Origin of the sequence: Streptosporangium longisporum (genome assembly GCF_039534895.1) — a bacterium.
Classification (GTDB): Bacteria; Actinomycetota; Actinomycetes; order Streptosporangiales; family Streptosporangiaceae; genus Streptosporangium; species Streptosporangium longisporum.
On the sequence record NZ_BAAAWD010000009.1, the window covers coordinates 174067 to 193345 of the forward strand.

12 protein-coding genes and 2 pseudogenes are annotated in these 19279 nt (G+C 72.9%); all 14 read left to right on the forward strand.

Annotation, left to right across the window (positions count from 1 at the left end; genetic code table 11):
* Positions 1-79: 79 nt before the first annotated feature.
* Positions 80-493, forward strand: coding sequence for a hypothetical protein (locus ABD832_RS18820; protein ID WP_344896764.1), 414 nt, complete (start codon positions 80-82; stop codon positions 491-493).
* 1132 nt (positions 494-1625) lie between these two features.
* Entirely contained in the window at positions 1626-3356 is a 1731-nt protein-coding gene (locus ABD832_RS42510) for a peptidoglycan D,D-transpeptidase FtsI family protein (RefSeq protein WP_459565393.1), read from the forward strand.
* 41 nt (positions 3357-3397) lie between these two features.
* A complete protein-coding gene (locus ABD832_RS18830; protein ID WP_344896770.1) occupies positions 3398-4942 on the forward strand; it encodes a UDP-N-acetylmuramoyl-L-alanyl-D-glutamate--2,6-diaminopimelate ligase in 1545 nt (514 codons plus the stop codon).
* A 12-nt stretch (positions 4943-4954) separates the two neighbouring features.
* Positions 4955-6352 carry a UDP-N-acetylmuramoyl-tripeptide--D-alanyl-D-alanine ligase gene (locus ABD832_RS18835; RefSeq protein ID WP_344896774.1) on the forward strand — a complete coding sequence of 466 codons (1398 nt, stop codon included), beginning with the start codon at positions 4955-4957 and terminating at the stop codon, positions 6350-6352.
* Positions 6349-7407 (forward strand): phospho-N-acetylmuramoyl-pentapeptide-transferase, encoded by a 1059-nt coding sequence (gene mraY / locus ABD832_RS18840; protein WP_344896777.1) that lies wholly within the window; start codon positions 6349-6351, stop codon positions 7405-7407. The genes ABD832_RS18835 and mraY overlap by 4 nt, the downstream gene beginning before the upstream one ends.
* Positions 7408-7516: 109 nt before the next feature.
* Positions 7517-8947, forward strand: coding sequence for a Mur ligase family protein (locus ABD832_RS18845; RefSeq protein ID WP_344896833.1), 1431 nt, complete (start codon positions 7517-7519; stop codon positions 8945-8947).
* Positions 8944-10254, forward strand: coding sequence for a putative lipid II flippase FtsW (gene ftsW / locus ABD832_RS18850; protein WP_344896780.1), 1311 nt, complete (start codon positions 8944-8946; stop codon positions 10252-10254). Before ABD832_RS18845 ends, ftsW begins: the two co-directional genes overlap by 4 nt.
* Positions 10255-10268: 14 nt before the next feature.
* Entirely contained in the window at positions 10269-11363 is a 1095-nt protein-coding gene (gene murG, locus ABD832_RS18855) for an undecaprenyldiphospho-muramoylpentapeptide beta-N-acetylglucosaminyltransferase (protein ID WP_344896784.1), read from the forward strand.
* A 118-nt stretch (positions 11364-11481) separates the two neighbouring features.
* Positions 11482-12891, forward strand: a complete 1410-nt coding sequence (gene murC / locus ABD832_RS18860; protein ID WP_344896787.1) for a UDP-N-acetylmuramate--L-alanine ligase — start codon at positions 11482-11484, stop codon at positions 12889-12891.
* A 49-nt stretch (positions 12892-12940) separates the two neighbouring features.
* Positions 12941-13609, forward strand: coding sequence for a cell division protein FtsQ/DivIB (locus ABD832_RS18865; RefSeq protein ID WP_344896790.1), 669 nt, complete (start codon positions 12941-12943; stop codon positions 13607-13609).
* Positions 13610-13834: 225 nt separating this feature from the next.
* Complete coding sequence (gene ftsZ / locus ABD832_RS18870) at positions 13835-15259, forward strand: cell division protein FtsZ (RefSeq protein WP_344896793.1); 1425 nt, start codon at positions 13835-13837, stop codon at positions 15257-15259.
* A complete protein-coding gene (locus ABD832_RS18875) occupies positions 15256-15852 on the forward strand; it encodes a hypothetical protein (protein WP_344896796.1) in 597 nt (198 codons plus the stop codon). The genes ftsZ and ABD832_RS18875 overlap by 4 nt, the downstream gene beginning before the upstream one ends.
* Positions 15853-16178: 326 nt before the next feature.
* Positions 16179-16687, forward strand: a pseudogene (locus ABD832_RS18880) (cell division protein SepF).
* Between the two features lie 150 nt (positions 16688-16837).
* Positions 16838-17122 (forward strand): annotated as a pseudogene (locus tag ABD832_RS18885) (YggT family protein).
* Positions 17123-19279: the final 2157 nt, after the last annotated feature.

The following is a 19279-nucleotide window of genomic DNA, read 5'->3' on the forward strand; positions in this document are numbered from 1 at the left end:
AGACGTCCGACGCGCCGCGCCCAGCCGCGGTGCCCGTCCCGCGCGCGTCCCCCGCGCGACGCCCCGCGGACGCCGGCCCGTGCCGGCCGCGGCCGGTCCCGTCGCGGGCCCGGCCACACCGGTCCAGGCGGTGCCCGCCGCCCGGCGCCGGCGGGCGCCGAGGGCTCCCTTCCTGCTGCTCGTGGTCGGCCTGCTCTGCGGGGGCCTGGTCAGCCTGCTGTTGCTGAACGCCGTGCTCGCCAAGGACTACTTCCGGGCCAGCGAGCTGCGCAAGGACATCAACGAGCTGCGGCTGGCCAGGGAGCAGAAGGAGAGCGTCAACATGCGCCTGGAGATGCCGGGCGTCCTGGCGCGCAACGACGAGAACCAGGGCCAGCAGCCGGACTGGGACACCGCGCGCGTCATCATCCCCGGCGCTTCCTCGGGTGAGGTCGCCGGTGACACCCGCGCGCCCGCCGGACGGGAACGAGTGCCGGGCCCGGCCGGTGAGTGAGAGCGGCGGACGCAATCCCGTGCCGGGGCGCGACGACCCCCGGGGCGGGGCGGCCGGAGGCTCCGGCCGCCGGTCCGGCGGTACCGGCCGCCCGGGCGCGCCGAACGTCCCGGGCGTGACCGGTTCCGGTGGCCCGCGCCCGGTGGAGGGTCCCCCCGGACCGGCCCCGGCGGGCAGGCCGGGTCCCGCGGGCAGGACCTCCACGGGCAGGCCGCCCGCGGACCGCTCGTCCGGGCGCGCCGCCAAGGGCAGGCCCGCGCCGGGGGAGGGGCCCGAGCAGACGGGCAGGCCCGGCCCGGCCGGGAAGGCGTCCCCGGCGGCCGGTCCCGGCGGGGCGCCCGCGGGGAAGGCCTCCGGTGCCCGCCAGGGCGCCGCACGGTCCGCCAGGGGCGGTCCGGCGGCCCGGCCCTCGGCGGCATCCGCCCGGCCCGCCGCGCCTCCGGGCCCGGCCGCCCGGCAGCCGAGCTCCGCGGGCTCCGCGGGCTCGGGCAGGGGGGCGGCCACTCCGCAGGGCCCGGCCAGGACGGGCTCGCCCGCGTCCCCGGGCGGTCCGCGCACGCCCGGGAAACCCGATAAGCCCGGCAGGTCCGGCGCGCAGGGAGGCTCCGCAGGACCGGGATCCCCGGCAAGGGGACCGGCCGCCCAGGGCGGCTCCGGCGCGTCCGGCAGGCAGAACCCCACCGGCAGGCCGGGTTCCACCGGCAGGCCCGGCCCCACCGGCAGGCAGACGCCCGCGGGCAGGCCGGGACCGGCCGCCAGGCCGTCCGCCTCGGGCTCGCCCGGCAGGACCGGACGGCCGGAGGGCCGCCCGTCGGCGCGTCCCGACCGGGGCGGCGCCCCCGGGAGTCCCGACAGGCCGGTCAGGCCCCCCGGCAGGCCGGGGAGCGCCGAGACGACGGGCAGGCCGGTCCGTCCCGGGCCGCCGGGCGGGCCCGTCCGGCCGGGGAACCCCGAGACGACGCGCAGGCCGCCCGGGACGGAGCCGCGCGGCCCGGTGCGGGCCCCGCGCGCCGACGAACCGCCCCCGTCCGGCGGGGCGCGTCCCGGTGTCCGGGGCGAGCGCCCGCGTGAGCACGCGCGCGGTGGCGGCCCGGGTGGCAGGCCGCCCCGGCCTCCGGCGCGCCCGGTCGCGATGCTGCGCCTGGGGAACCCCCGCCGGCGCATCGGCATCGGCCTGATGGCGATGACCTTCGTGCTCTCCATCTTCGCCGGGCGGCTGATCCAGTTGCAGGGCCTGGACTCCAAGGTCTACGCGGCCAAGGCGGCCGAGCAGCGCGTCCAGGAGGAGAGGCTGCCCGCCAGGCGGGGGTCGATCACCGACGTCAAGGGCCACGAGCTCGCGCTGACCCTGGAGGCGCGCGAGATCTTCGTGGACCCCTCGGAGATCCCCGACGACAGGCGCGACCAGGTGGCCACGATCCTCGCCAAGGAGCTGAACGCCACCAAGCAGACGATCCTCGCCAAACTGGCCGATCGCACCAGCCGCTACCAGCAGATCGCCGCGGCCGCCGACCCGGCGGCCGCCCAGCGGATCATGGCGCACGACCTCAAGGGCGTCGGCAGCAAGCACCGCTACCGCCGTGACTACCCCGGCGGCGACCTGGCGGGCACCCTGCTGGGCTTCGTCGGCACCGACGGCACCGGGCTGGCCGGGCTGGAGAGCACCTACGACAGGCTGCTCGCCGGTCGCGACGGCAAGCAGATCATCGAGACGGGCCGCCAGGGGCAGCGCATCCCGATGACCCACAGCACGCTGCTGGCCCCCATCGAGGGCAGGGACGTGCGGCTGACCATCGACCGCGACGTCCAGTGGGCCGCGCAGAAGGTGATCGCCGACCAGGTCGAGGCCACCGGTTCCCGTACCGGCAGCGTCATCGTGATGGACGTGCGGACCGGGCAGGTGGTCGCCATGGCCAACGCGCCCGAGCTGGACCTGGGCAACTGGATGGCCGCGGCCGGCGCCGACCGGGTCAACCGGTCGGTCACCGACGTGTTCGAGCCGGGCAGCACCAACAAGGTCATCACCGCGGCGGCGGCCCTGGAGTCGGGGGCGGTGCGGCCGGAGACCCCGTTCACGGTCCCCGACCAGATCCGGTGCGCCGACCAGGTGCTCAAGGACTCCCACCCGCACCCCGTCGAGCGGCTGACCTTCTCCGGCGTCGTGGCGACCTCCAGCAACGTGGGCACCATCCTGGCCACCCAGCGGATCGGCGACGAGAAGCTCCACTCGATGCTGCAGCGCTTCGGGTTCGGCACCCGGCCCGGCACCGGCCTGCCGGGGGAGGAGGCCGGGCTGCTGCCCGACTGGAAGGACTGGTCGGGCAGCCAGCGCTGCACGATCGCCTACGGCCAGGGTGTCTCGGTGACCGCGCTGCAGACGGCCAGCGTCTACCAGACCATCGCCAACGGCGGGGTGCGCGTCACGCCGCAGGTGGTGGCCGGGACCACCGGCGAGAACGGCGCCTTCACGGCGTCCCCCCCGGCCAAGCGGACCCGGGTGATCAGCGAGCGTACGGCACGGGAGGTCTCCGCGATGCTGGAGGCCGCGGTCAGCGAGGGCGGCACCGGCAACCTCGCCTCGATCGACGGCTACCGGGTGGCGGGCAAGACCGGCACCGCGATGCGCTACGACACCAGGTGCCAGGGCTACTGCGGCTACACCGCGACGTTCGTCGGCTTCGCCCCGGCGGACAAGCCCAGGCTGGTCGTCCTGGCGGTCCTGCAGGACCCCCAGGAGGGCCACTACGGCGGTGAGATCGCCGCCCCGGTCTTCAAGAAGGTGATGACGTTCGCGCTGAAGAGCGGGAAGATCCCGCCGACCGGAACCCGGCCGTCCCCGGTGCGGATACGCGCCGGGGAGTGACGAGTGAAGGTACGCTCTCCGCCGTGCGTCCCCCGTCGTCCATGCGACCCTCAAACAGTTCACCCCGCCCGCTCTCGGGGCTGGCGAGCCTCATCGGCGCGCCCTCGGGCACGTCGCGAGCGCCGCTCGCCGCCGTCCGCGGGGTCACCATCGACTCCCGGCGGGTGTGCCGCGGGGACCTCTACGTCGCGCTGCCGGGGTCCGCGGCCCACGGCGCCGACTTCTCCGCGCAGGCCCTGGCCGCGGGTGCCGCCGCGATCCTGACCGACGAGGCGGGACGGGCGGCCGCGGTCGCGACCGGCCTGCCGGTGCTCGTCGTGCCCGACCCCCGCGCCGTGCTCGGGCAGGTCTCGGCCTGGGTGTACGGCAACCCCGCCGCCGGCGTGACGGTCATCGGGGTCACCGGGACGAGCGGCAAGTCCACCAGCGGGTTCCTGCTGGAGGCCGGGCTGCGGGCCGCGGGGCACCGGGCGGGCCTGATCGGGGGCGTCGAGATCCACGTCGGCGAGCTGCACTTCCCGCCGGGCCTCACCACGCCCGAGGCCAGCGACCTGCACGGCCTGTTCGCGCTGATGCGCGAGCAGGGCGTCACGGCCGCGGCCATGGAGGTCTCCAGCCACGCGCTGGCGCTGGGCCGGGTGGACGGGGTCTTCTACGACGTGGCGCTGTTCACCAACCTGTCCCAGGACCACCTGGACTTCCACCGCGACCTCGACGACTACTTCGCGGCCAAGGCCCGGCTGTTCACCGCCGCGATGAGCCGGGCGGGGGTGGTCAACATCGACGACGCCCACGGGCGCGCGCTGCTGGACATCGCCGAGATCCCGATGACCACCTTCTCGGCCCAGGGATCCCCCGAGGCCGACTGGAGGGCCCTGGACGCGAGCCTGGGGCCCGAGGGCGGCGTCTTCCGGGTGGTGGGCCCCGGCGGCGTCGAGGAGGCCGTGTCGATCAACCTGCCGGGTCCCTTCAACGTGGCCAACGCGCTGGGCGCGATCGTCGCGCTGGTGGAGGCGGGGGTGCCGCTGCGGGCCGCGGTGACCGGCGTCGGGTCGCTCCCGGGCGTTCCCGGCCGGATGGAGCGGGTCGCCGGTGGCGAGGACTTCCAGGCCATCGTGGACTACTCGCACAAGCCCGGCGCGGTCGAGTCGGTGCTGTGCTCGCTGCGGGAGATCACCAAGGGCCGGATCATCATGGTGCTCGGCTGCGGGGGTGACCGCGATCGCGGTAAACGCCCAATGATGGGAGAAGCCATCGCAAGGCTCGCAGATGTGGCTATTCTCACCAGCGACAACCCCCGCTCCGAGGACCCGCTGCGGATCCTGGCCGAGATGATGGACGGAGTTCTCGGTGTGCCCCGGGACGGGCGCGCACATGTGATCATTGAGCCGGACCGTGCCGCGGCCATCGACCTGGCCGTCGGCCGGGCGGGGTTCGGGGACGTCGTCGTCGTGGCCGGCAAGGGTCACGAGCAGGGCCAGTACGTCGGCGACCAGGTGCTCCCCTTCGACGACAGGCAGGTCGTGGCCGAGGCGATCGTCAGGCGCAGGAACCGCACCGGGCGCCGAAGCACGTATGGAGAGTAGGGAAGAAGCATCATGATCCCGTTGCCGCTGGCGAGGATCGCCGAGATCACCTCGGGGGCCCTCGCGGGCATGGCCGACCCACGCGCGGTGGTGCGCGGCCCGGTCGTCATCGACTCCCGCGCCGTCGAACCCGGGGCGCTGTTCGTCGCGATCAGGGGTGAGCGGGCCGACGGGCACGACTTCGCCGCGCGGGCCGTCGAGGCGGGCGCGGTCGCCGTACTGGCCGACCGGCCGGTCGACGCTCCCGCCGTCGTCGTCGGCGACACCGTGGAGGCCCTGGCCTCGCTGGCCACCGCCGTCTGCGCGGACCTGCCGGCCGTCACGGTCGTCGGCGTCACCGGCTCGGCGGGCAAGACCACCACCAAGGACCTGCTGGCCCGCCTCACCGCCAGGATCGGCCCGACGGTCGCGCCGGTCGAGTCGTTCAACAACGAGATCGGCCACCCGCTGACCGTGCTCAAGGCGGGCGAGGACACCCGGTTCCTGGTGCTGGAGCTCAGCGCCAGGAACGTCGGGCACATCACCCACCTGGCCCGGATCGCCCCGCCGAGCATCGGCGTGGTCCTCAACGTCGGCACCGCGCACCTGGGCGTCTTCGGCAGCAGGGAGGCGATCGCCCGCGCCAAGGGCGAGCTGGTCGAGACGCTGCCCGACGACGGCGTGGCCGTGCTCAACGCCGACGACCCGCTGGTGGCCGCGATGGCCGGGCGCACCCGCGCCCGTGTCACCTGGTACGGCCGGTCGCAGGACGCGCACGTGCGGGCCGAGAACGTCACCGTCGACGACCGGGGCCGCGCCTCCTTCACGCTGCGCACCCCCTCCGGCGCCGCCCCGATCGGCCTGCGGCTGTACGGCGAGCACGCCGTGCAGAACGCGCTGGCCGCCGCCGCGGCCGCCTACGAGCTCGGGCTGCCGGTCGCCACCATCGCCGAGGAGCTGTCGGAGGCCGAGCCGCGCAGCCGCTGGCGGATGGAGGTCACCGACCGCGCCGACGGCGTGACCGTGGTCAACGACGCCTACAACGCCAACCCCGACTCCATGCGCGCGGCCTTCGCGGCGCTGGACGCGCTCGCGGGCGGACGGCGCCGCTTCGCCGTCGTCGCCGCCCTGCGCGAGCTGGGCGAGGAGAGCGACGCGCTCAACGAGGAGCTGGGCCGCCTGGCCGGTGGCGCGGGCCTGGCCGGCCTGCTGGTCGTCGGCCCCGACGCCGAGCCGGTGCTGGCGGGCGCCCAGGCCGCCGTACGGGACACCGGGGGGCACACCCGGGTCGCGCACGCGGCCGACGTGACCCGTGCGGGCGAGGAGCTGTCCACGCTGCTGGCGCCCGGTGACGCCGTGCTGGTCAAGGGACCGCGCGCGGCCGGCCTGGAACGGGTGGCCGCGGCACTGCTCGGGGGTGACCGCCGATGAGGGAGATCCTCGTCGCGGCCGCGGTCAGCCTGGTGCTGTCCATGCTGGGCACGCCGCTGGCGATCCGGCTGTTCTCCCGGCGCGGTTACGGGCAGAGCATCCGGGAGGAGGGCCCGTCGGGTCACCACGACAAGCGGGGCACCCCCACCATGGGCGGCACGGTGATCGTGATCGCCTCGCTGGTCGGCTTCGCCTGCGCCCACCTGTACAGCCTCACCCCGCCCACGGCCTCGGCCGTCCTGGTGCTGTTCCTGATGACGGGGCTCGGCGCGGTCGGCTTCCTCGACGACTTCATCAAGATCTACAAGCAGCGCAGCCTGGGCCTGCGGAGCGGCGCCAAGGCGCTGGGCCAGCTCGTCGTGGGCGCGGTCTTCGCGGTCCTGGTGACCCGCTTCCCGAACGAGTACCTGATCACCCCGGCCGAGACGCGGCTGTCGTTCCTGAGGGACTTCGGCCCCTCGATCGGCATCGTCGGGTTCACCATCTGGGTGCTGATCATGATCGTGGGCTTCTCCAACGCGGTGAACCTCACCGACGGGCTGGACGGCCTGGCCAGCGGCGCCACCGGCGTGGTGCTGGGCTCGTACGTGCTGATCGGCAACTGGCAGCTGCGCAACAGCTGCACCACCCAGCTCGGCCCCAACTGCTACTGGGTGCGCGACCCGCTGGACGTGGCCGTGGTGGCCGCGGCCGTGCTCGGCGCGCTGGTCGGCTTCCTGTGGTGGAACGCCCCGCCCGCGAAGATCTTCATGGGCGACACCGGGTCGCTGGCCCTGGGCGGCGTGGTCGCCGGTCTGGCCATCACCACCCGGACCCAGCTGCTGCTGATCATCCTCGCCGGCCTGTGCGTGCTGATCACCATGTCGGTGATCATCCAGGTGGGCTTCTTCAAGATGACCGGGAAACGGGTCTTCAGGATGGCCCCGCTGCAGCACCACTTCGAGTTGTCGGGCTGGGCGGAGACCACCATCGTGGTCCGGTTCTGGCTGATCGCCGGCCTGTGCGCCGCCGCCGGGCTGGGCCTGTTCTACGTGGAATGGATGCCCAAGCTGTGAACGGCGACCTGGCGGGCGGCGCCCGGGTGGGCGGTGTCCTGGCGGCGCGGGAGGTCCGGTGATCTGCGTCGCGGGCCTGGGCGTCTCGGGCGTCGCCGCCGCCCGCGTGATGGCCGCCCGGGGCGAGAAGGTGGTCGTCCTGGAGGGCAGGGACGGCGAGCGGGCCAGGACGGCCGCCGCCGGGCTCGCCGCGCTCGGCGTCGAGGTCCGCTTCGGCGAGCCGGCCGAGCCCCCGCCGGGCACCACCACGATCGTCACCACCGGCTGGCCCCCGCACCACCCGATGCTCGCCGCCGCGGCGGCGGCCGGGATCGAGGTGATCGGCGAGGTCGAGCTGGCCTGGCGGCTGCGCCCCGAGGGGGCCGCCCCCTGGCTGGCGCTGACCGGCACCAACGGCAAGACCACCGCGGTCCGGATGCTCACCTCGATGCTGCTGGCCGCCGGGCACCGCGCACTGGCCGTCGGCAACGTCGGCACCCCGGTGGTGGAGGCCGTCGGAGGGCCCTGCGAGGTGCTGGCGGTGGAGCTGTCCAGCTTCCAGCTGCACCGCTCGCCCGGCATCGCCCCGCTGGCCGCCGCGGTGCTCAACGTCGCGCCCGACCACCTGGACTGGCACGGCTCCATGGAGGAGTACGCCCGCGTCAAGGGGGAGATCTTCGCCCGCGCCGGGACGGTCGTGTACAACGCCGACGACGAGTGGGCGACCCGGCTGGCCGCGCCGTACCTGACCACGCCCGGCACGGCCGTGACCGCGCCCGCGACCGGGTCCGCGGCGGTGCCCGGGTCCGCGGCGGCGCGGGCGACGGCGCACCCGGGCGTGCGGAGCGTGGGCTTCACCCTGGGCGTCCCGCGTCCCGGACAGCTCGGCGTGGTCGAGGACCTGCTGGTGGACCGGGCGTTCACCGCCGACCCGGTGACCGGCGCCGAGGAGCTGGCCTCGTTCGACGATGTCCGCCCGCTCGCGCCGCACAACGTGGCCAACGCGCTCGCCGCCGCCGCCCTGGCCAGGGCCTACGGGGTGCCCGCGGACGCGGTCCGGCGCGGCCTGCTGGACTTCGTGCCCGACCCGCACCGGATCGCGCACGTGGCCAGCGTCGCCGGGGTGGACTACGTGGACGACTCCAAGGCCACCAACCCGCACGCGGCCGCCGCGTCGCTGGCCGCCTACCCCTCGGTCGTCTGGGTCGCCGGAGGGCAGCTCAAGGGCGCCGACGTCGGCGAGCTGGTACGCCGGGCCGCGCCCCGGCTGCGCGGAGCGGTGCTCCTGGGCGTCGACCGCGAGCGAATTCGCGAGGCTCTGGCGCGACACGCCGGGAATGTTCCGGTGGTGGAGGTGGCCGGGCAAGACACTGGGGTCATGGATCGCGTCGTCACCGAAGCCGCCAGGCTCGCCGCCCCCGGAGACACCGTGCTGCTGGCCCCGGCCGGTGCCTCCTGGGACATGTTCACCGGATACCCCGCCCGGGGGGAGGCGTTCGCCCGGGCCGTGCACCGCCTCGCCGGGACCGGCACCGGGACGGACGGCGGACCGCGGGCGTGAGCGCGACCGCGCACGAGAGGGCGGCGCAGGAGAAGACCGCGCAGGAGAAGGTCCCCGGCCGCCCCGACGGGTTCCGCGAGCACCTGACGGCCCTGCGCGAGATGCTCGACCGGCCGCTGACCTCGTACTACCTGATCCTGGGGTGCAGCGCGCTGCTGCTGGTGCTGGGCCTGATGATGGTGCTGTCGGCCTCCAGCATCGAGGCGCTGCAGGAGGTGGGCGACCCCTTCTACTGGTTCTTCAAGCAGTCGATCTCGGCCGCGCTCGGCCTGCCGCTGATGTGGATCTGCGCGCACCTGCCGCTGCGGTTCTTCCGGCTCGCCGGGTACCCGCTGATGGTGCTCTCCCTGCTCGCCCTGGTGCTGGTGCTGTTCGTCGGCACCTCCCAGCTCGGCGCCCAGCGCTGGATCGACCTGGGCCCGATCTACCTGCAGCCGTCCGAGCCCGCCAAGCTCGGGCTGCTGCTGTGGGGGGCCGACCTGCTGGCCCGCAGGGCGCGGGGCGGCCTGATCGAGTGGCGCAGCCTGCTCATCCCGCTGATGCCGGGCACCGCGATCCTGGCCGTCATGGTCATGCTGGGCAGCGACCTGGGCACCACCCTGGTGCTGATGATCATCTTCCTGTCGCTGCTGTGGGTGGTGGGGGCGCCGCTGAGACTGTTCGGCGGCATCCTCGCGGTGGCCGTGCTCGCGACCGTCGTCATGATCACCACGGAGGGCTACCGCTGGGACCGGGTCATGGGCTGGCTCGACCCGTGGGGCAACGCGCAGGGATCGGGCTTCCAGGCCGTACAGGGGCAGATCGCCATCGGCAGCGGCAGCTGGTTCGGCCTCGGCCTGGGCTCCAGCCGGCAGAAGTGGAGCTGGATCCCGCACGCCGAGAGCGACTTCATCTTCTCCATCCTCGGCGAGGAGCTCGGCCTGATGGGCACGCTCGTCGTGATCGCGCTGTTCGGGCTGCTGGGTTACGCCGGGCTGCGGGTCGCCACCCGGGTCAAGGACCCGTTCGTCCGGCTCGCCTCCGTCGCCACGATCGCCTGGATCGTCGGCCAGGCCATCGTCAACATCGGCGCGGTCATCGGCGTGCTGCCCATCACCGGCATCCCGCTGCCGCTGGTCTCCTACGGGGGGTCGGCGCTGCTGCCCACCCTGGCCGCGCTCGGCATGCTGCTGTCGTTCGCCAAGCACGAACCCGGCGCCCGCGAGGCGCTCGCCGCCCATGGCCCCGGACCGGTGGCGCGGGGCCTAAGCTGGCTTGGCCTGGGTGGTCCGGCCCGGAGACGATGGCCGGTCCGCGGACGACGATGAGCGAAAGGACCGAAATGAGGGTGGTCCTCGCCGGTGGCGGGACGGCCGGTCACATCGAACCGGCGCTGGCCCTGGCCGACGCGCTGCGCAGACTCGACCCCGGCATCGCCATCACCTGCCTCGGCACCGAGCGCGGCCTGGAGACCCGGCTGGTGCCGGCCAGGGGGTACGAGCTGGAGCTGGTGCCCGCGGTGCCGCTGCCGCGTGCCCTGACGCCCCAGCTGCTGAGCGTGCCGGGCCGCCTGGCGGGAGCCGTCAACGCGGCCGCCGCCGTCATGGACCGCGTCCGGGCCGACGTGCTGGTCGGCTTCGGCGGCTACGTGGCGACCCCGGCCTACCTGGGGGCGCGCCGGCGCGGCGTGCCGATCGTGGTGCACGAGGCCAACCCGCGTCCCGGCCTGGCCAACCGGCTGGGCGCGCGCCTGACCGAGCACGTCTTCACCGGGCACCCGGACACCCCGCTGAGCAACGCCGAGTACGTGGGCATCCCGCTGCGCCGCGAGATCGCCGACCTGGACCGGCTCTCCATGGGCGACAAGGCGCGCTCCTGGTTCGGCCTGGAGGCCGACCTGCCGACGCTGCTGGTCACCGGCGGCTCCCAGGGGGCCCGCTCGCTCAACCGGGCGGCCCTGGCCGCCGCCCCCGCGCTGCGCCGCGCCGGCGTGCAGGTGCTGCACGTCATCGGCCCGAAGAACACGCCGGAGCAGGAGCCGCCCCCGGGCGACCCGCAGTACGTCGTGCTGCAGTACGTCGACCGGATGGACCTGGCCTACGCCGCGGCCGACTTCGTCCTGTGCCGCAGCGGCGCCATGACCTGCGCCGAGCTGACCGCGGTGGGCCTGCCGGCGGCGTACGTCCCGCTGCCGCACGGCAACGGCGAGCAGCGGCTCAACGCCACGCCGATCGTGCGGGGCGGCGGGGGGATGATGGTCGACGACGCCGAGCTGTCACCGGAGTGGATCGTGCACAACGTGCTGCCCGTCCTGCGCGACCCCGAGCGGGTCGTCGCCATGTCGGAGGCGGCCTCCAGGATGGGCAGGAAGGACGCCGACATGGCGCTGGCGCACCGGGTGCTGCGCGTGGCGGCGCAGGGCAGGGCCGCCGGATGAGCGCGCGGGCGGGCGCAGGGCGGATCCGGCGCGGCCGGCCCCCGGCGCGGCACGCGGTGGCGCGAACGGGTGGGACACCAGGCCGCCGGCGCGGCGTACGAGGAGGAGTGAGCGGCCGATGAGCCTTGTCAAGCTGGTGGATCCGGTCGCGGCCGGCGACCTGGGGCGGGTCCACTTCATCGGGATCGGCGGTTCCGGCATGTCCGGGATCGCGCGCATCCTGCTCAAGCGGGGCGTGCCGGTCTCCGGCAGCGACGCGCGCGGGTCCGAGATGGTGACCGAGCTGCGGGAGCTGGGGGCGAGGATCCACATCGGCCACGCCGCCTCGCACATCAGGCAGGTCGACACCGTCGTGGTCTCCACCGCGATCCGCGACTCCAACCCCGAGCTGGGCGAGGCGCTCCGCCAGGGCCTGCGGGTCATCCCCAGGGCCGCGGCGCTCGCCTCGGTGATGGCGGGGAAGACCGGGGTGGCGCTGGCCGGCACCCACGGCAAGACCACCACCACCTCGATGCTCACCGTGGCCCTGCAGAAGTGCGGCGCCGACCCCTCGTACTGCGTGGGCGGGCAGCTGGTGACGACCGGGCTGGGCGCCGACGAGGGCTCGGGTACGGTGTTCGTCGCCGAGGCCGACGAGAGCGACGGGTCGTTCTTGATGCTGGCCCCCGACATCGCGGTGGTGACCAACGTCGAGCCCGACCACCTGGACAACTACGGCGACCCGCGCGCCGTGCACGACAGCTTCGCGCGCTTCGTCGAGCGCGTCGGCACCACCATGGTGCTCTGCGCCGACGACCCCGGCTCGGCCGCGCTGATCCCGATCGCCCGTGCCCGCGGCCTGAAGGTCGTCACGTACGGCGAGTCCGGGGAGGCCGACCTGAGGGTGAGCGACATCACCCCCGAGGGGCTGGGCCTGAGCTTCAGGCTCGGCGGCCACGGTGAGGTCAGGCTCGCCGTGCCCGGCCGCCACAACGCGCTCAACGCCGCCTCGGCCATCGCGGTGGCCGGGGAGCTGGGCGTCTCCTTCGGGGAGATCCGCGACGGCCTGGCGCTCTTCACCGGCGCCAAGCGGCGCTTCGAGGCCAAGGGCGAGGCGGGCGGGGTGGCGGTCTTCGACAGCTACGCCCACCACCCGACCGAGCTCGCCGCCGACCTGCGCGCGGCCCGGGACGTGGTCGCCTCCTTCGCCTCCGGCGACGGCAGGGTCATCGCGGTCTTCCAGCCGCACCTGTACTCGCGCACCAGGTTCTTCGCCGACGAGTTCGGCACCGCGCTCGGCCTGGCCGACGAGGCCATCGTGCTGGACGTCTACGGCGCCCGCGAGGACCCCGAGCCGGGGGTGTCGGGGGCGCTGGTGGCGGGCAAGGTGACGCTGCCCGCCGAGCGGGTGGCCTACGCGCCCGACCGGGACGGGGTGCCCGCCCTGGTGGCGGGCCGGGCCCGGCCCGGTGACATCGTCCTGACCATGGGCGCGGGCGACGTGACCGAGCTGGGGCCCAGGATCGTGGCGGAGCTGGCCGCGCGGTGACGCGCGCCGGGGTTCGGGCCACCGCGCGGGGGGCGGTGATGGACCGGTGATGAACGGGGTGTGGAGATCGGGCGTCCTGGTGCTGCTCACCGTGGCGGTCGTCGGCATCGCCGCCTGGCTGGTGTTCTTCTCCCCGGTGCTCGGGGTGCGGGAGATCGAGGTCGTGGGCAACGCGGGCCTGTCGGAGGAGCAGATCCGGCGGGCGGCGCAGGTGGCCGACGGCAGGCCGCTGGCCACGGTCGACGTGGCCGAGGTCACCTCCAGGATCCGTGCCATCCCGCAGGTCGAGTCGGTGAAGGTCAGCCGCACCTGGCCGGACACGCTGCGGGTGCAGGTCGTCGAGCGCGAGCCGGTGGCGGTGGTGCCGGCCGGCGGCCGGTCCGCGCTGATGGACCGGCACGGGGTGGTCGTCGAGGTCAGGGACGTCGCCCCGCCGGTCCTGCCGGTGCTGCGGGTGGCCCGGCCCGGCCCCGGGGACCCGGCGACCGCGGCGGCGCTCACCGTCATCACCGCGCTGCCGGACGATCTGGCGCGCCGGGTCGCGGAGGTGCTCGCCCCCTCGGCGGAGACGGTCTCGCTCCGTCTCAAGGACGGCCGCTCGGTCGTCTGGGGCGGCGGCGACCGTCCCGCCGACAAGGCGCGCATCCTTGTTACGCTGCTCGAACGCCGGGCCGACAGCTATGACGTCAGTTCGCCTGACGTGGTGACCGTCAAGTGATCTCATCGAAGGGCGGGCCCTCCCGGAAAAGGACGGCCCGCGACACGCTGGACGTGCTTGCGGCGCGGTTAGTTGACCCGCCAGGAGCGCAACTCCTACTGTCCGTATCACTCCTCAGGTTGACATAAAGCTAAATCTCAACTTGAGGGTGAGGGTTTCAAAAACGACGGCACGGGCCCCGTGCCGCATGAAATTGCAAGTCAACGAGCGGAAAGGCCCCTCGTCGTGGCAGCACCGCAGAACTACCTCGCGGTCATCAAGGTTGTAGGAATCGGCGGAGGCGGAGTCAACGCCGTCAACCGGATGATCGAGGAGGGACTCAAGGGCGTCGAGTTCATCGCCATCAACACCGACGCCCAGGCGCTGCTGATGAGTGACGCCGACGTCAAGCTCGACGTCGGGCGGGAGCTCACCCGCGGCCTCGGCGCGGGGGCGAACCCCGAGGTCGGGCGCAAGGCGGCCGAGGACCACCGCGAGGAGATCGAAGAGGTCCTCAAGGGTGCCGACATGGTCTTCGTCACCGCGGGTGAGGGCGGTGGCACCGGCACCGGCGGCGCGCCCGTGGTGGCCAACATCGCCCGCACGCTGGGCGCGCTGACCATCGGCGTGGTGACCCGGCCCTTCAGCTTCGAGGGCCGGCGCAGGGCGATGCAGGCCGACGCCGGGATCGAGACCCTCCGCGAGGAGGTCGACACCCTCATCGTCATCCCGAACGACCGGCTGCTGTCGATCTCCGACCGGCAGGTGAGCGTGCTGGACGCCTTCAAGGCGGCCGACCAGGTGCTGCTCTCCGGTGTCCAGGGCATCACCGACCTGATCACCACCCCCGGCCTGATCAACCTCGACTTCGCCGACGTGAAGTCCGTCATGTCCGGGGCCGGTTCGGCCCTGATGGGCATCGGCCACGCGCGCGGCGACGACCGCTCGGTCGCCGCGGCCGAGATGGCCGTGTCCAGCCCGCTGCTGGAGGCCAGCATCGACGGCGCGCACGGCGTGCTGCTGTCCATCGCCGGTGGTTCCGACCTCGGCCTGTTCGAGATCAACGAGGCGGCCCAGCTCGTCTCCACCGCCGCGGCGCCGGACGCCAACATCATCTTCGGTACGGTCATCGACGACGCCCTCGGCGACGAGGTGCGCGTCACCGTGATCGCCGCCGGGTTCGACGAGCCCGAGCCGGCGCCCAAGCCGTTCGCCCAGCCGGTCGCGCGTCCCCAGCAGGCCGCACGTCCCGCCCCGGCGCAGCAGGCCGCGGCCCCGGTGCGGCCGCTGGCCCCCACGGCCAAGAGCGAGCAGCGCCCCGAGCTCAGGCACGAGCCGCGGCACGAGGGCCGCCACGAGGCCAGGCCCGAGCCCAGGGTGGAGCACGCCCCGCCCCCGCCGGTGCGGCCGGCCGTCACCCCGCAGCCCGCGCCCGTGGAGCAGCCCGCCCAGCAGATCCACCAGGTCCAGCCCGCGTCCTCCCCGTCCGAGGGCGGCGAGCCGCACCGCGGGGAGGAGCCGCACACCCCGCCGCTGTCGATCCCGCGTCCCGCCCCCGAGCCGTCACAGCCCACGCCGATCTCCGCGCGGGTCCCGGACCCGGCCCGGCGCCGACCAGTGATCTTCGAGGAGCAGGAGGAGGAGCTGGACGTCCCCGACTTCCTCAAGTGAGATCGGTCACCCCGGGGACGGGGGACGAGCACCCCGCCGCGCCGGCCGGAGCCGACGGGGACGGCTCCGCGGACCGGCCGGCGCCGGCCGGCGCGGACGCGACGCCGGCGACCCGGCGCGACGAGATCGCGGCCGGCCTGGCCCGGGTCGAGGCGGAGATCGCCGAGGCCTGCCGGGCGGCCGGACGTCACCGCGAGGAGCTGACGCTCGTCGCGGTGAGCAAGACCTACCCCGCCTCCGACGTGCGGCTGCTGGCCGGGCTCGGCATCACCGACGTGGGGGAGAACCGCGACCAGGAGGCCTCGGCCAAGGCGCGCGACTGCGCCGACCTGGGCCTGCGCTGGCACTTCATCGGCCAGCTGCAGACCAACAAGGCCCGCTCGGTGGCCGCTACGCCGACGTCGTCCATCGGTCGACCGTCCGCGCCTGGTCACCGCGCTCAGCCGGGAGGCGCTCGCGGCGGGACGCCGGATCACACTGCCTGGTGCAGGTGGCCCTGGACGGGGACCCGGCAGGGGCGGCGCGCGGCCCGAGAGGTCGAGGCGCTGGCGGACGCCGTCGCCGGTGCCGGAGGACTCGCGCTCGCGGGGTGATGGCGGTCGCGCCCCTCGCGAGGACCCGGGCAGGGCGTTCGCCCGGCTGCGGGAGATCAGCGCGCCTCCGTCCGCGACGCCCACCCCGAGGCCGTCGTCGTCTCGGCCGGGATGAGCGGGGGACCTGTCCCAGGCCATTGCCAACGGCGCGACACACCTGCGTGTTGGTACGGCGTTGCTCGGTCGCAGGAAGCCCTTCGTCAGGTAATGTCCCTTCAAGTGGACCTTGGCATCCACGTGTCCTGACAGCGGTCGAACGGTGGTGAGCTCAAGGCGGTCGGCCGGCCCCTCGGGCGCATCGAGGTAAGACGGAGGAAGAAGTAGCGATGAGCCGCGCGATGCGCAAGATGGCGGTCTACCTCGGTCTTGTCGAGGACGACCGTTACGAGAGATACGACAGCTACCCCGACGACGAGTACGAGGAGTTCGCACGACACGCGCCGCGAGGGGCGACGAGCGTCCTGGCACGGTCCACGACCTCCCGGACGACACCGACCCGGCCGTACCCGCCGTCAGGCCCCGCGACGGGCCGTTCTGGAGCGTCGTACGACCGATCTGGCACGCATCACCACCCTTCACCCCCGTACGTACAACGAGGCGCGGACCATCGGCGAGCACTTCCCGGGACGGCACCACGGTCATCATGAATCTGACCGAGATGGTTGACAGTGACGCAAAACGCCTCGTCGATTTCGCGGCAGGTCTGGTCTTTGGCCTACACGGCAGCATTGAACGTGTTACCAACAAGGTGTTCCTGTTGTCCCCAGCCAATGTCGAGGTGACCGCCGAGGACAAGGCCCGAATCGCGGAACGCGGATTCTTCAACCAGAGCTAGAGTTCCATCATGAACAGTGACCGGCCCGACAGGTCCCGACGGGGCAGGGGACGGCGGAGCGAAGTGGAGGCGGGGGCGGACCGTGGAGATCGTTAGTGGGGTCCTGGTCTTTGTCCTGTCCATCTACCCTCGTTCTGCTGATCGGGCAGAATGATCTTGGAGACGGTGCAGGCGTTCGCCGTCAGTTGGCGGCCCACGGCATCGTCCTGGTGCTGGCGGAGCTCGTATACACGGTGACCGACCCACCTCTCAAGTTCCTCCGCCGTTTCATTCCACCACTCCGGTTGGGTACGGTGGGCCTTTGACCTAAGCTTCACACTGCTGTTCATCTTGGTCGTGTGTCTTGATCCAACTCGTGTCGGGCGCCAGCGTTTTTGCATGGCGGGTAGCCGTCGGACTCGTTGTACTAGACTCCAAGCGTCGCTCAAAGGTTAGACGCGAAATGCTCTGGTCTGATCGCCGAGAAACACGGATAAAGCCCGCCGATATGGAGCGGGAACATAGGGCAATTCATTAGTTCGTTACGGCTCTCTGCCGTCGCCGGGCTACGTCGGTAACGGAGTGTTTAGGACGTTAGTACGGCCATTGGCCTCGAGCGTGTCGAGTCCGAGCTGGACCGTCTCATCCTTAGGAGTAACGATGACTCCGGCCAAGGCTAGGGACTTGGATTGACTGCGGGGCAAAGGTATGCCCGGCGCAATGTGCTATAGGCCGCTTATCGGCGCCGGACCGCCGGCGATCGCCGATGCCAAGCCCGAGATGATTATGGTCAGTGGCAGGCCAGCCTAGGCCGTACCAGATGGGCGCAGTCTCCCGTGAGCTCTGGGGTGCATGCAGGCTCCAGCAGGCCCGCTCCGCGTCGTGCATGGGAATGAGCCACGCCATGAGGAATTAGCAAGTGACCGGAGTCCGATGACAACATGGACACCAAACGGGCGTGCCGCGGCGTCGTAAGCTCGCCCTACGCGGCTAGCAGACGGCTATACGCGTAAGTTACTCAGGGCGCTAATCGCGGACAGCCCAGCCGGTAGGCGAGGCTAGACGTCGTGACGGCCTAGTAGAGCGCGCCGCGAGGGACGGACGGTTCACATCCTTCGGGGCAAGGCGCGGCCGCCTAGGCCGAGCAGGTCACGAGTGACGCCGCGTGCCCGCGACCGAGCACGGCTGGAATCGCGACGCGGCAGGATCAACCCCCCCGCGGCACTGCTAGCCATGGCATCCTCTGGTTGGGGCAGAGCCCTTGACGGAGGCTGGTAGCGCCATTAGAGTCTTAGGAGTCTGCCGCAGCTTGGCGAGGCCGAGTACGCTCGGCAAGCAGCTCTGAAGCTGTACGCTGGAGAAGCGTCAGTTTGCTGGGCGCGTGAAGCTGAACGTACGTCCTGTGTCCCGAGGGCAGGCAGGCGGCGGGTTCCCGATCGTGATGCGGGGAGCGTCGCGCCGGGCATGTCGGCCCGCGGTGCATACCCGGCGTGCCAGCCGACGCTTGGAGCAGGAGGCTGCGGCAGGTCGTCAAGCCATAGCGTTCGGTGGCAGAGCCCGGGGTAACTTCGCAGCACTCGGCGCGAAATGGTGCGGGCGGCCATTCGCGAGGGTGTTGGTACGGTCCTTCTTACAAAAGTGCAAAACAATATAACGACCGTCCGCTTAAGGATGTCGGGGTCATCAACTTTGACCGCAATCGCGTGGAGTCTCTCTGATGATCGCATGCATCAGGGGCCGGTCTGGTACTCTCGAGCCCATCATCCTGCTCATCGCGGGGTTCGTGCTGGCGAGCTGTACCTAGGGTTACGTATGGTCGGATGCGGGCGGTCCAGTCATGGCTTGTCGTCCTCTCGTCATTCCTGGTGATGGCGGGGCTGTTGGGGGTGGCGGCCGGGCTCACGAGGCTGTTCCCGCGGCGGGCGCGCGGGGCCGTCCTGAAGCCTCGTCGCGGGACCGCAGCAGGGACGATTGCGTGCCGGCCGTGCGGGCTGTATGGCCCGTGCCGGGCAGGCGCGAATGCCGAACCGGCCGAGGCACTACAGCGACGGCCACGAGAGGGCCCGTCAGCGCCGGCGGGCTGAGCTTCTGATCTGGAGGGTTGCGGCTGCACCTCGTATCGGCAGCGCAGCGGTGGATGCGGGCGCAGGTGGCGCCGTCGCCCCGGTGGCTGTCGTCCGCGCGAGGGCGGCGCTTCGGTGACGGCGCGCCCTCAAAGCTCTAACCAGGCCGCCGCGACGGGCGTATGCGTCGGGAGCTGTATCGTCCTCTGCCGCCGCGACGGCCGATCCGGTCGGGCTGTTCATACCCGGGTACGCTGAAGCGTATACGCGAATCAGGCACCCACGTGTCGAGGGATGCCCGTCAGCTGGTGGCCGGCAGGGAGGGCGATGAGGAGCTCTAACGTCTCTCCGAGGTAGGGCGGGGGGCGTAGGAGGGCCTTCAGTGCGCGCTGCAGGGCCCACTTGTGCCTATCCTGCCGTGCGACGCGCGGTGGCCTGGACGCAGGGCCCGCAGGACGACCCCGTCTAGGGGTACGGGAACCCGGCAGTTCGGGTCGCTGACGTAGCGCCTCCCACCAGCTTCCCGAGCTACTCCACACCATCAGTCGCG